This is a genomic window from Dysgonomonas sp. HGC4 (assembly GCF_001261715.1).
Classification (GTDB): Bacteria; Bacteroidota; Bacteroidia; order Bacteroidales; family Dysgonomonadaceae; genus Dysgonomonas_A.
In genome coordinates this window covers 80726-95354 of sequence record NZ_CVRU01000119.1, presented here as the reverse complement: position 1 = coordinate 95354, position 14629 = coordinate 80726, and the positions used below count along the sequence as shown (strand labels likewise).

Sequence of the window (14629 nt, the reverse complement as noted above, 5' to 3'; positions counted from 1 at the left end):
AAAGAAAGCATCTATGTTTTGAAAACATAGATGCTTTCTTTTTTATTGTTGTGTCACTCTGAATAGGTAACAAACTTCTTACATATTCAAGATTACTAAAAGTGACATTACCGATATAAACACCCACAGTATCACCCCTTGCAATAGAGGTTTTATTCCGATATTCTTCAAAGCTTCTTTACTTAATCCCGCACCAATCAAGAAAAGCGTTAAAGTTAATCCTCGCTTGGCAATCATTACAATAGCAGGAGACACGGTTTGGATAGTAGGAACAAATGTATTAATAACCATTGCAATTACATACAGAAAGATAAAGTAAGGAATAGATACTTTACCTTTCCTATAAAGCAGCGCTGTTACAAAAGACAGTGGAATTATCCAAAGAGCACGTTCCAACTTTATTGTTGTTGCTATTTTAAGAGCCTCTTCTCCATACTTATGAGCTGCTCCAACAACAGAACTAGTATCATGTATAGCAATAGCAGACCAAAGCCCAAATTGCTCTTGCGTCATACTCAACAAATGACCTACTACCGGAAATACAAACAGAGCTACTGAGTTCAAGACGAAAATGACCCCTAATGATACGGAAGTTTCCTCCTCATTCGCATCTATAATTGGCACCATTGCAGCTATGGCACTACCTCCACAGATAGCAGTTCCCGAAGAAACCAAAACACTTGTTTTCTTAGCTATATGAAATAGCTTTCCCAACAACAAGCCAAATCCCAGAGTTAGCACAATAGACGATACAGTAAAAATGAGACCTTCTTTACCAGCTTCCATGGCTTCGAAAAGATTCATTCCAAAACCAAGCCCAACAACAGACGCTTGCAAGAGAATCTTAGTCGCTTTATTATTTAGATGGAGATAGGGATGGCCAATAGTGAAAGACAAAAGAAATCCGGCCAGAAGTGCAACCGGAGGCTCTACAAAAGGAAATAAGCACAATATAACGAGTAAAATAAAGACAATCTTTCTTAACAGTTTTGAATCAATTTTCATTTTTTTGATGTTTAATTTTCAGATACAAAGGTCAATCAAAAAAAGCTTGGTTGTATATTCAAATATATTATAGCCTATTACCTCTGGTTATAGTAGTTAAGCGCATATTGAATAAACATCTCCGTAAAACCTGAGGGAACACCATGTAAATGGATGAAATAGAAATTTCTTTCAATCTCAAAATCGGTTATATCAATAATCTTAAATTCCCCATTTGCTATTTCTTTACTGACCGCATTAATAGAGATAAGCCCTATACTATTAGAATTTGCAAGAAATGTCTTTATGCTTTCGGTACTACCCAAATGCATCACAACATTCAGATCTTTTAATTTTACACCTTTTTGCTTCAACTTATCAGTAATCACCTCAAGGCTACCCGATCCTATTTCTCTCAATACCAAAGGCGTTTCTTTAAGTTCATCCAGCGTTATTTCGTCTTTCTCGAATAATGGTTGCGAAACATGCACCACTGCTACAATTTCATCCTTAAGAAAAGGGATATATTTTAACTGACTATTTCTAGAATTTCCCTCAATAATACCCAGATCAAGTACTTTCTCAACAAGAGCAGTTTCTATTCGTTGAGTATTGTCATTCAACAACGATAGTTCTATATCGGGATGCTCCCTATTAAACTGTGCAAGTATGGCAGGTAAAACATATTGACCGATAGTTGTGCTCGCCCCTAATTTAAGATCGCCAGCAAACTTCTGCTTCAAGACACCCAAGTCGAACATAAACTTCTTATCCAGAGTCAATACATGCTCGGTATAATGCAATAACAATCGCCCCGCCTCCGTTAAGGTAATCTTATTTGCAATGCGATTAAAGAGACGAATATTCAATTCTGATTCCAACTCCTTGATATTCTTTGTAACTGCCGGTTGAGTAATAAACATTTCTTCGGCAGCCTTTGTAAAGCTGCAAAATGTAGCCACTGAATAAAAAACACGAAGGCGGAAATTGAGCATAGTCAAAATTATTAGGTAAAACCAATTGCAAAGTAATAAAATATCACCTATAATAGAACAAATCTATTGAATATTAACCCTATTAAGATTACAGTCCTATGTATCCTATTTGTAGATATTAACGTTATCATTCATTTAAAGAAGACAATATAATGATGTATATTCCAAACTAGTTATGGATAAAATAGACAGTAATAATTTTTAAAATGATTAACTTCGCATAATCAAAAATAAAAATGCAAAGACTTATTTGTTTTCAGTAGATTCTACCAAAGATTGCCCAAAATGAATAGTCTAAAATATAAACAGTTCAAAACATTTAGACATGGCTGATTTAACAGGAATAAAAAACTTACTCTTCGATTTTGGAGGTGTAATCGTAAGTATTAATAAAGACAATGCAGTAAAACGTTTCAAAGAAATAGGAGTAGATAATATCGAGGATTTCCTAGGTGAATTCCGTCAAGAAGGTATTTTCTTACAACTGGAAGAAGGCACTATAACTAAAGAAGAGTTTTATGATGAACTGCGTAAACTTGCAGGTAAAGACATTTCTGACAAAGATATAGATTCTGGTTGGTTGGCTTTCTTAACAGGAATACCCGAATATAAATTCGAGTTACTAAAGGAGCTTCGCAAAAAATACAATGTATACTTACTAAGCAACACCAACCCTGTTATTATGGGATGGGCAGACACTAAAGATTTTTCGCCTTCGGGAGAACCTATATCGGCATTCTTCGATCAAATGTTTTGGTCATATAAAATGGGCTACACAAAACCTTCGAAAGAATCATTCGAAACAGTAATCAAAGAAGCTCAAATTGATCCTAAGGAAACTCTTTTCCTTGACGATGGACAATCAAACCTCGATGTTGCAGAAAAGTTTGGGTTTAAAACCTATTTAGTAGATCAAGAAGAAGACTTAAGAAAAGTTTTTGAATAATACAAAGACATGTTTATCCCTCTCAAATGGATATGGATACTCTTATAAAATATGCCAATAATATAATTGAATGGACTTAATAAATTCTCCATATAATACACAACATCAGCCATTAGTTGCAACTATCGGTTTCTTCGATGGCGTACATACAGGTCACCAATATCTTATTGAGCAGCTAAAAATTGAGGCTAAGAAAAAAAATCTTCCATCTGCTGTTATAACCTTTCCGGTACATCCAAGAAGGGTACTGAGCAGCGATTATCAACCCGCATTACTATGTGGTTATGAGGAGAAGGTAAAACGCTTAGCTACAACCGACGTTGATTATTGTGTGACTCTTGACTTTACCAAAGAGATGTCAACGTTAAGTGCCAAAGAATTCATTCAACAAATTCTAAAGGACAAATTGAATGTACAAACCCTTTTAATAGGCTACGATCATCGCTTTGGTCACAATAGAGAAGACGGTTTTGAAGAATATCAACAATACGGAAAAGAAGTAGGAATTGATGTAATACAAGCTTGTGAGCTAGATTCATCCAATCACGTAAGCTCATCTCGTATTCGACGCTTACTAGGTGAAGGAGATGTTGTTAAAGCAAACCAACTACTAGGTTATAACTATACCATTTCGGGACAGATTGTTGAAGGTTTCCAAGTTGGACGTACCATCGGTTTCCCCACTGCAAATATCAAAATATGGGAAGATTTCAAAGTTGTTCCCGCATTTGGAGTATACGCTGTATATGTCCTCATTGATGAAGATCAATACGAAGGAATGCTCTATATAGGAAAAAGACCCACCCTACATAATGGGGATAATATAAGTCTTGAAGTTAACATTCTCGATTTTGATCAAAACCTATACGGTAAGTCGCTTTCTGTTGAATTCATAGAATTTATGCGCCCTGACGAGAAGTTCAAAGATCTTGAAACACTTGTCAAACATATAAAACAAGACAAAATAGACGTAGGTAACCTCCTTAAAAAGCTAAGAGGTTCTCAACAAAGCAAGTCTCAATCATAGCAGATAGAAAAGGCTAAAATCAGACTTATTCTGTAAGGAATCTGACAAGATATATTCCCATTGCTGGTTCTAAAATCTTGTTTTTAATATTCTCATTTTTCATTACATTTCCAATCAAAAATAAAAAAGCTATGCCTTAAGTTAAATTACTGAGGCATAGCATTGATACTTTTCTTGATAAAAGTCATCGATACTTTCGATCAAAACATAGTCATCTTTTTTCGATAAAAGAGATACCTTTATAGGATAAATTCAAAGATATATGCAACCGTTTATACACTTACACGTTCACTCCCAATACTCCTTGCTCGATGGGCAAGCCAGTATTTCACGCCTAGTTGACAAAGCTAAAGCTGACGGAATGAAAGCTATAGCTTTGACTGATCACGGATCAATGTTTGGGATCAAAGAATTTTACAATTATGTAAAGAAGAAAAATGCACCCGTATTTGCCGAGATAAAAAAAATAAAAGCAGCAATAGCCGAAGCTAGAGAAAACGGTCCACTTTTAGAAGAATTAAATAAGAAACTTCAAGAAGAAGAGTCTCATTTATTCAAACCTATCTTAGGCTGTGAGTGCTATGTAGCTCACCGAAACCGCAAATTAAAAGAAGGGAAACCCGACATGAGCGGTTGGCACTTAGTTGTGCTTGCCAAAAACTATCAGGGATATAAGAACCTTATCAAAATGGTATCACAAAGCTGGACTGAAGGTTTTTATATGCGTCCTCGCATAGACAAAGAACTGTTAGAAAAATATCACGAAGGACTAATTGTATCCACAGCTTGTTTAGGAGGTGAGATACCTAAAAAGATAACAAGAGGAGAACACGAGGAAGTTGAAAAGTCAATAGAATGGTTTAAAAGTATTTTCGGTGAAGATTTCTATTTTGAACTTCAACGTCACAAAACCAGTCGCCCCGATTCTAATCTTGAAGCATATCCTCTTCAAGAACGGGTAAATCAGGAATTACTAAAACTGAGCGAAAAGCATAACGTAAAAGTTATAGCAACAAATGATGTACACTTTATTAACGAAGAGGATTCAGAAGCTCATGACCGTCTGATCTGTTTAAGTACAGGTAAAGATCTTGACGATCCGAAACGAATGAGATATACGAAGCAGGAGTGGTTAAAAACTACTGCTGAAATGAACGAAGTATTCAAAGATATACCTCATGTACTTTCTAACACGCTCGAAATAGCTGAAAAGGTTGAGTTTTACTCGATAGATTCGGATGCATTAATGCCATTCTTTGACATTGATCCTTCATTCGGTACAGAAGCCGGCCATAGAGAAAAATACAATGAAACCGATCTTATTACTGAGTTCGGAGAAAAAGAATACCATCGTTTAGGTGGATACGATAAAGTGATTCGCATTAAGCTAGAAGCCGACTATTTGAAGCACCTAACAATGATAGGTGCCGAAAAACGTTACGGCAAAGATATGAATGATGAAACCCGCGAACGTCTTGAATTTGAGCTGGATGTTATGAAGACAATGGGATTCCCCGGATATTTCCTTATTGTACAAGACTTTATAGCAGCAGCACGAAGAATGGGTGTGGCAGTAGGCCCTGGTCGTGGATCGGCAGCAGGTTCTGCCGTAGCATATTGCTTGGGGATTACTGATATAGACCCTATAAAGTATGACTTGCTGTTTGAACGTTTCTTAAATCCTGATCGTATATCAATGCCCGATATTGATATCGACTTTGATGATGATGGTCGAGGAGAAGTATTACGCTGGGTAACCGACAAATACGGACAAGAAAAAGTAGCCCACATTATTACATATGGTACCATGGCTACAAAATCGGCAATAAAAGACGTTGCACGTGTTCAGAAGTTACCATTATCTGAATCTAACCGTTTAGCCAAATTAGTTCCTGACAGAATTCCCGATAAAAAGAAAGTAACCCTTAGAGATGCCATTGAATACGTTCCCGAACTAAAAGAAGCATCAAACAGTAGAGACCTCATTACTCGTGACACTCTTAAGTATGCACAAATGCTTGAGGGTAATGTGCGAAATACAGGAGTACATGCTTGTGGTGTTATTATAGGTCAGAGCCCTATTTCGGACACAGTACCCGTAAGTACAGCCGAAGACAAAGAGACTGGCGAAACGATGCTTGTCACTCAATATGAAGGATCGGTAATCGAAGAAACAGGTCTTATCAAAATGGACTTTTTGGGTTTAAAAACCCTATCAATTATAAAAGAGGCACTTGAGAATATAAAGCAAACAACTGGCGAAGATGTAGATATCAGTACCATCTCGTTAGAAGATACTAAAACCTATGAGCTATATAGCCAAGGTAAAACAACTGGAACATTTCAGTTTGAGTCTGCCGGTATGCAGAAGTACCTAAAGGAACTTCAGCCTACAAAGTTTGAGGACTTAATTGCAATGAATGCTTTATATCGTCCGGGACCGATGGATTATATTCCAGCCTTTGTCGCCCGAAAACATGGTCGTGAAGAAATAGCCTATGATATCCCTATCATGGAAAGATATCTTGACGAGACATACGGCATTACGGTATATCAGGAGCAAGTCATGCTTTTGTCTCGTCTGCTTGCCGATTTCACACGTGGTCAATCCGATGAGTTACGTAAAGCAATGGGTAAAAAGCTCATTGACAAGATGAATGCCCTAAAAGAAAAATTCCTTGCAGGAGGAAAGAAAAACGGGCATGCTGAAAAGACCCTGAATAAAATATGGGCCGACTGGGAAAAGTTTGCATCTTATGCCTTCAACAAATCACATGCAACATGTTATTCGTGGATAGCTTATCAAACAGCGTGGCTCAAAGCCAACTACCCATCGGAATATATGGCTGCCGTTCTATCTCGAAACTTATCGAACATTACGGAGATCACGAAGTTTATGGATGAATGCAAGTACATGGGGATGAATGTACTTGGACCGGACGTAAACGAATCGTATCTTAAATTCTCGGTAAATAAGGCAGGTGATATACGTTTCGGACTTGCTGCTATTAAAGGTGTAGGTGGAGGAGCTGTAAATGATATTCTTAAAGAACGGTCTGAAAATGGTCCTTACAAAAACATATTCGATTTAGTAGAACGTGTCAATCTATCGTCTTGTAATAAGAAAAATATAGAGTCATTAGCGCTTGCCGGAGCTTTTGATAATTTCCCTGAAATAGAGCGTGAGCAATTTTTTGAAACCAACGAGAAAGGAGAAACATTTATAGATCAGCTTGTCCGTTATGGTAACAAATACCAGATTGATAAAGCACAGGCAACAAACTCATTATTTGGAGAAGATATTTCGTATAAAACCAGTCCACCCGAGATACCAAAAGCCGAAAAGTGGTCGGATCTTGAGAAACTCAACAAAGAGCGCGAATTGATCGGAATCTATCTATCAGCACACCCTCTGGATGAGTTCGCCATTGCTCTTAAGTATGGTTGCAATGTAGGAATGGCTGATATAGAAGACAAGGAAGCTCTAAGAAATAAGGAAGTTACATTCGGAGGACTTGTTTCTGCGGCAAGAGAAGGCATTACCAAGAATGGTAAACCATATATGATTATTAAAATTGAAGATTTCACTGGAAGTGGAGAAATACCTTTATTTGGTGATGATTATATCAATTTTGGTAAATACGGGCGCTTGGGGCTTTATGTATATGTAAAAGCACGCGTTCAAGGACGTAGGTTCAACGAGAACCAACTCGAATTGAAAATCGTATCAATTCAACTTCTACCTGATGTTAAAGATCAGGTTATTGAAAAAATAACGATCACATTACCTATTCACGAAATGAATGCTCAGATGATAGAAGAGCTATCAACCCTGACTAAAAACAATGTGGGTAATTCGTTGTTATATTTTGAGATTGTCGATGGTGAACGAAACATGAAAGTTGAGCTTTTTGCTCGGGGTCTTAAGATCAATATCCGTAAGGAATTGGTCGACTATCTGGAGCAAAATGAAAACATCCTGTTCAAGGTAAATTGATTTTCCGTATCTCCGAGACTTTGGTTATATTTGTTATAAAATTAAACGAAACATAATAAACATTAGTAGTATGGCACTTGAAATTACAGATGCAACTTTTGAAGAAGTTTTAAAATCAGACAAATTAGTCGTGGTTGATTTTTGGGCAGAATGGTGTGGTCCATGTCGTATGGTAGGTCCAATCGTAGAAGAATTGGCTGTTGACTATGCAGACAAAGTAGTAGTAGGAAAAGTAGATGTTGATAACAATGATGAGATTACATCGAAATTCGGAATCCGCAATATTCCTACAATTCTGTTTTTCAAAAACGGAGAAATTGTAGACAAACAAGTTGGAGCTGCACAAAAATCGGCTTTAGTAGAAAAAATTGATAAGCAATTACAGTAATTTATATTTGCTCTAAATGTAAAAAGCGACTAAATAATTAGTCGCTTTTTTTAATGTATATACTGATCAGATTTCTTATTTCTTGATCAGTTTATGTGTATATGATTTATCTCCAATTTGAAGTTTCAATATATATGATCCACTTGCTAAATGACTAACATTGATAGATGAACTAACATTTGCTTGTTTTAATACTAGTTTTCCATTTGTACTATAAACTTGAAGTTCTGAAATAGATGCTCCTGACTCCAGATATAGGATATCCGTTACCGGATTTGGATAAACTTTCAAGTCTGCTATATCTATTTGAGATGTCGGAATCTCCAATGCTCTCGTTTCAAGAACGGATGTTGCTGTAGCCACAACATTTAGAGGTAAACGATCTACTAAGAAAAGTTTATCCGGCGAACGTTCTATGTATACAATATTGCTATCAATAATCAGATAAGGGATCAATGTATATCTTCCTTCTGCCACGCTAGACGCCACTTTACAAGTCAAAACATTACCATTTACGGACTCTGTTATATCGCTAACAAATGAGCCATCATCATAGTTAAATAAACCCACATTAATACCCAATGTCGCGATTGCTGATCTTATTAAAACTTTAAAGCTCTGATCAGTATTCACTTCCATCAAATCTTCTTTTGCTGTATTAATTAACAGGTGGTTGCTCAAATCTGCGGCTGTATTTCTTCCTGAAAATCCAGCCCAATTGTTTTTTACTGTTATTAATAAACGATCAATTATATGTGAACCTGCTTTACGTGAGATTACTTTTACTTCATCTTCCTCTAAAATATAAGGTTGAATTAAATAGCTTCCGCTTAGCAGATTTGTTGATACTTGGCAAGTATATGTATTACCGTTTTTACTACTTACAATATCCTCGATAAAAGTTCCATTACTAGCATTAAACAAACCTAAACTTACTTCGGACATAAGATTAGCATAGACTTCCACATCAAATCTCTCTTCTGTTTTTACTTGATAAAGGTTTTCTTCTGTCGATTTTTGGTATACCAAGTTATCAATTAAAGAGACTTTATATTCTTCAATTAGAAAGTCTTTCCATTGAGCAGCAGCTTGGTATAATGAGATACTACTCCTGGGGACATAGAGTGTGCAGGCAGTTTTATTAACTCCTATAAACACATTTGGTCCTAATGTGGGAGGGGTAGGGTTTAAAGACACAAGAGTCTCCAACTTGGCATTCTCAAAAGCACGATCTCCAAGAGATTTTACAAATACTGGAATAATTAATTCTTTTAAAGAGGCTCCTTGAAAAGAATAACCCAAAACACTTTCCAATTGGGCAGGAAGATCTACACTACCTCCAAACCAAGCAAAAGAAAGACCATGAAGTATCTTCAAAGTAGAGGGTAAAATAATATGCTTACTTAATCCACTAAAACATCCTTGACCTATAACCTTTAACGAGCGACACCCCGACAAATTGATAGTATCGCTTTCTAATTTGATTCCAGTAAAACAATTATTACCCAAGGTCTCTAAATTTATACAATTCGAGAAACTTAACTTTGGAATATTTAACTCTGTGAAACCCGATTTATCTACTTTTTTTAATGAGGCAGGTAGTTTTAATTCTTTTAAAACTGCCCTTTGAAAAGCATGACTTCCAATGCTTTCCAATTGGGAAGGAAGGTCTATACTACCCCTAAAATCTGCGAAAGAAAGACTAGTTAAGTTTTTTAATTCTGAGGGCAAAATAACATGTTTACTTAATCCACCAAAACAGCCTTGACCTAAAGACTTTAGAGAAATACAGCCAGATAAATTAAGAGTATCACTTGTAATATTATTACCTACGAAACAATTATTCCCTAAAGACTCCAAAGCAACGCAACCGGAGAAGTCAAGTTCTGGAATAGTAATCTCTGTAAAGCCGAAGGTATCTACTTTTTTTAATGAGGCAGGCAGCTTTAATTCTTTTAAAACCGCTCTTTGGAAAGCATAGCCCAAAATACTTTCCAGTTGAGAAGGAAGATCTACACTACCTCTAAAACCTGCGAAAGAAAGACCGTGAAGTATCTTCAAAGTAGAGGGCAAAATAACATGTTTACTTAATCCACCAAAACAGCCTTGACCTAAAGACTTTAGAGAAATACAGCCAGATAAATCAAGAGTATCACTTGTAATATTATTACCTACGAAACAATTATTCCCTAAAGACTCCAAAGCAACGCAACCGGAGAAGTCAAGTTCTGGAATAGTAATCTCTGTAAAGCCAAAGGTATCTACTTTTTTTAATGAGGCAGGCAGCTTTAATTCTTTTAAAACCGCTCTTTGAAAAGCATAACCTCCAATACTTTCTAATTGAGAAGGAAGATCTACACTACCCTTAAAACCTGCGAAAGAAAGGCTAGTTAAGTTTTTTAATTCTGAGGGTAAAATAATATGTTGACTAAGTCCACCAAAACAGCCTTGCCCCAAAGACTTTAGAGAAGTACAACCCGATAAGTCAATAATGCCACTCGTAATATTAATACCTACAAAACAGCTATTTCCGAAAGACTCCAAAGCAGCACAACCAGAGAAATCAAGAGTAGAAATAGTTAAATTAGAAAAGCCCCCCAATCCAACAGATTTTACTCTCTCCGGCAATACTATTTTATCCATCACTCTCTTCTCAAAAGCAGAGGCTGGAATAGCACCATTTACAATTTCCACTTCAGACATATCTAATACTTTAAGTAAAGACATCTGCTTGATTGTAGTAAAGTCTGCATCATTAATAGTACCCTTAAGAGTCAGATCCGTTACTTTTGTTTTATCGGCTCCTAGAGAAGCGGACAATGTTCCAGGGGTTATGACATCAATAGTCTTTGACAATTGTGCATGTGAATAGATCACACTCAGAAAAATACCAAGCAGTGTTAAGAAAATTTTGTTTTTCATTTTGTTTCTATTAGTTTGTAAAAAAGTGTCGATTATGCTGTATAAGAAATGTTCTATTAGAATTTAATAGATAAAGTTGGGTCGTATATCTTCAAAAGATTAAAACGTAGCTTATTTATTTATGTTAAATTTTCTTCAAATATAACAATTAAAAATAAACGAAATATCTTTTCATTTCAAAAAAACATCCAGCAGAGATAAACACCTAGTAAAAAACTAATAACAATAAAAAAAACAATACGTAAGGATATATCAATAGCTAACTTAGCTACTCTTTCTATAGCTTAACACAGCCCAACCGTTAAAGAATAATGCGAAGCAGCATAACGCAACCATCTGTGTTGTGAGATCTGCTATACCACTACCTTTCAGATACACCATTCTCATTACTTGTATAAAATATTTCAGGGGGTTAAAAGCTGTAATATTCTGTGCCCATTGAGGCATACTTGATATTGGGGTAAAAAGCCCACTCATCAGAATGAAAATCATAATAAAGAAAAACATAACAAACATAGCTTGTTGCATAGTATTAGAATAGTTTGACACTACTAAACCAAAGCCCGAAACAACTAATATGTACAGACTGGCAAAAAGATAAAGGGTAGTTAAACGACCTACGGGTATCAATCCATATACCGTTGCTGCTAATGTAAGACAGAGCGAAAGAGCCAGAAATCCTACTATCCAATAAGGTATCAGTTTAGCCAATATAAAAGTAAGTTTATTCACAGGAGTAACATTCATCTGTTCAATAGTACCTATTTCCTTTTCTCCTACAATATTCAATGCCGGTAAAAATCCACATAGTAAGGTTAACATAGTCACCATTATTGCTGGAACCATAAATACTTTATAATCCAGATGCGGATTAAATCGATTCTGGGGTACTATATTAATGACAGGCAAAATTGCCATTTCGGGTGCTTGCTTCCATTCGTTCCTGATTTCAACTGCATAATCTTGTAATATAACCGAAAGATAAGAAGTACCTAAACCTCCTTTCATTCCATTGACTGCATTAGCTAAGATCATAACATTAGCAGTACCTTCTTTTATCAGGTTCTTTTCGAAATCGGGTTGAATCTCCAGAATTATATCAGCTCGGTCTGTCTCTATACTCCGCATCGCTTCATTATTAGAGACAGAAACATCCGTCAAATTAAAATAACCAGATGCTGCTATCTTCTGAATCAAACGTTCCGAATAAGTGCTATGATCGTTATCCACAACACTCAATCGCAAATTCTTTATTTCCTGATTGGCAGCCCAAGGAAAAACAAGCATCATCATGAGGGGCATGGCAATAATCATTCTTGGAAGAAACGAATTCCTCAAAATTTGCTTAAACTCTTTTTCTAAAAGAAATTTTATCATGATTAATTAAGTCTTGTTTTGAAATTCTTAAGGCTGACAAATACTAAAAAAACCAACATACCTAGTAAAACCACCAGTTCTCTATAAACAGCAGTAATACCCAAGCCTTGTATCATTAATTTCCTTACAGCAGAGATATACCATTTTGCAGGAATAATATCCGATACCCACTGAAGTATAACAGGCATACTTTCTATAGGAAATATCATACCCGAAAGAATCATTACAGGAAGTATCATTCCCATTCCCGACACCAGCATAGCGGCAACTTGGGTTTGAGCAACGGTTGAGATAAATATCCCTAATGATAGTGCTACCATTATGAAGAGTAAAGAAATTCCAATCAAAGAATAGAAGCTTCCTGTTACAGGTACCTTCAATACATAAACAGATAATAATAAAATTGTAGTTAGATTCACTATGGATATTGCGAAATAAGGAATAGCCTTTGCTACAATAATATAAAAAGGCTTCATAGGTGACGCCAACAAAATTTCCATTGTACCCGTTTCTTTCTCACGAACAATTGAGATTGAAGTCATCATTGCACATATCAGCATAAATATTAAACCCATTACGCCGGGCACAAAATTATAAGCACTCTTTATTTGAGGATTATAGAGCATCTTTACTTCCGGTTTTATTTGTATTGGAATCTTATATTCTTGCAAAAGTTCCTGCTGATATGAGTTTATTATACTTGTTGCATATCCCGATAAGGTTGTAGCCTGATTGGGGTCGGTAGCATCAGCAATCAATTGGATAGATGCTTCCCCTGTATGTAAGAGGTTTTCATTGAACTTTTCATCAAATACAACAACCAGATTAATGTTATGATCCTTTTTGAAGATTGTACTGATTTCATCCGGATTATTCAACATCTGCACAATATGAAAATAATTACTAGCATCCAATTGATTGATTATACGCTCTGTCGAAATATCCTTTGATGGGTCAAAGACTGCAACTTGTACATTCCTCACCTCTGTTGTTATAGCAAAACCAAAAAGAAGCATCTGTATAATGGGAATCCCCAATATAATCATCATCGTTCTTGTATCTCGAAAGATATGAAAGAACTCTTTTTTTACAAATGATAAGAACTGTTTCATTCAATTAAGTCAAAGTGTTTTTTATGATACATTCTCATATTATAGTTTTCTGTAGCTATTCTACTTGACAAAGCCATAAAAAGGTCTGAGACCTTAATCTCCTTTTCGCGTCGCTTTTCTTGCCAATTGTTGAAATACCTCATCCATACTATCTGCCTCAAATTGTAACTTAAGATTCTTTGGTGTATCCAGAGCCTCAATTTTACCATCTACCATAATCGATACACGGTTACAATATTCTGCCTCATCCATATAGTGAGTAGTAACAAAAGCAGTAATTCCTCTATCTGTCGCAGCATAAATAAGCTCCCAAAACTGCCGACGGGTTACAGGGTCAACACCTCCCGTAGGTTCATCTAAGAAAACAACCTTAGGTTCATGAAATATAGAGACTGAGAAAGCTAATTTTTGTTTCCAACCTAATGGTAATTCTCTTACAAGCGTATTACGTTCAGCTAAAAAACCCAATTCATCTAATATTTCATCTGTTTTCGAAGCAATTCGTTTTGACTCCATACCATATATTCCACCAAATAGTCGGATATTTTCCCAAACCTTCAAGTCTTCGTATAAGGAGAACTTCTGACTCATATACCCAATATTTTTCTTAACCTTTTCAGACTCTTTCAAAATATCATATCCAGCAACCGAACCTTTACCTGATGTAGGATGGCTCAATCCGCAGAGCATGCGCATAGCTGTTGTTTTCCCTGCTCCGTTAGCTCCCAGAAAACCGAATATCTCACCTTTATCTACACTGAAGGATATATTATCCACAGCAGTAAATGCTCCAAATTTCTTTGTCAGGTTTTCGGTATATATTACAGGTTCTTTCATATATTTATTTGAGTATAGTTATCTTTAAGTCTTTATGTTTTACT

At 35.9% G+C, this 14629-nt stretch carries 9 protein-coding genes and 1 pseudogene; 4 read left to right on the top strand and 6 right to left on the bottom strand.

The features are described from left to right. Window positions 1-78 precede the first annotated feature (78 nt). Together HGC4_RS12555 and HGC4_RS12550 are read right to left on the bottom strand one after the other, a co-directional pair. Window positions 79-1005 (bottom strand): YeiH family protein, encoded by a 927-nt coding sequence (locus tag HGC4_RS12555; protein ID WP_050710483.1) that lies wholly within the window; start codon window positions 1003-1005, stop codon window positions 79-81. A 77-nt stretch (window positions 1006-1082) separates the two neighbouring features. After that, window positions 1083-1979 carry a LysR substrate-binding domain-containing protein gene (locus HGC4_RS12550; RefSeq protein WP_050710482.1) on the bottom strand — a complete coding sequence of 299 codons (897 nt, stop codon included), beginning with the start codon at window positions 1977-1979 and terminating at the stop codon, window positions 1083-1085. 325 nt (window positions 1980-2304) lie between these two features. On the opposite strand from HGC4_RS12550, the gene HGC4_RS12545 reads away from it, so the two are divergent. The 4 genes from HGC4_RS12545 to trxA all read left to right on the top strand — a co-directional run bounded on the left by HGC4_RS12545 (window position 2305) and on the right by trxA (window position 8337). Beyond that, window positions 2305-2925: an HAD family hydrolase gene (locus tag HGC4_RS12545; protein WP_050710481.1), complete on the top strand. Its 621-nt coding sequence runs from the start codon at window positions 2305-2307 to the stop codon at window positions 2923-2925. Window positions 2926-2995: 70 nt separating this feature from the next. Then, window positions 2996-3952 carry a riboflavin biosynthesis protein RibF gene (gene ribF / locus HGC4_RS12540; protein WP_050710480.1) on the top strand — a complete coding sequence of 319 codons (957 nt, stop codon included), beginning with the start codon at window positions 2996-2998 and terminating at the stop codon, window positions 3950-3952. 262 nt (window positions 3953-4214) lie between these two features. Then, window positions 4215-7949, top strand: a complete 3735-nt coding sequence (gene dnaE / locus HGC4_RS12535; protein ID WP_050710479.1) for a DNA polymerase III subunit alpha — start codon at window positions 4215-4217, stop codon at window positions 7947-7949. A 70-nt stretch (window positions 7950-8019) separates the two neighbouring features. Continuing rightward, window positions 8020-8337, top strand: coding sequence for a thioredoxin (trxA, locus tag HGC4_RS12530; RefSeq protein ID WP_050710478.1), 318 nt, complete (start codon window positions 8020-8022; stop codon window positions 8335-8337). Between the two features lie 75 nt (window positions 8338-8412). Here trxA and HGC4_RS12525 read toward each other — a convergent pair whose 3' ends face one another. The 4 genes and pseudogenes from HGC4_RS12525 to HGC4_RS12510 all read right to left on the bottom strand — a co-directional run. Next, window positions 8413-11259, bottom strand: a complete 2847-nt coding sequence (locus HGC4_RS12525; RefSeq protein ID WP_050710477.1) for a leucine-rich repeat domain-containing protein — start codon at window positions 11257-11259, stop codon at window positions 8413-8415. 264 nt (window positions 11260-11523) lie between these two features. Continuing rightward, window positions 11524-12636, bottom strand: a complete 1113-nt coding sequence (locus HGC4_RS12520) for an ABC transporter permease (protein WP_050710476.1) — start codon at window positions 12634-12636, stop codon at window positions 11524-11526. Window positions 12637-12638: 2 nt separating this feature from the next. Next, window positions 12639-13748, bottom strand: a complete 1110-nt coding sequence (locus HGC4_RS12515; protein WP_050710475.1) for an ABC transporter permease — start codon at window positions 13746-13748, stop codon at window positions 12639-12641. Between the two features lie 93 nt (window positions 13749-13841). Continuing rightward, a pseudogene (locus HGC4_RS12510) lies at window positions 13842-14591 on the bottom strand (ABC transporter ATP-binding protein); the annotation flags it as partial. Window positions 14592-14629 lie beyond the last annotated feature (38 nt).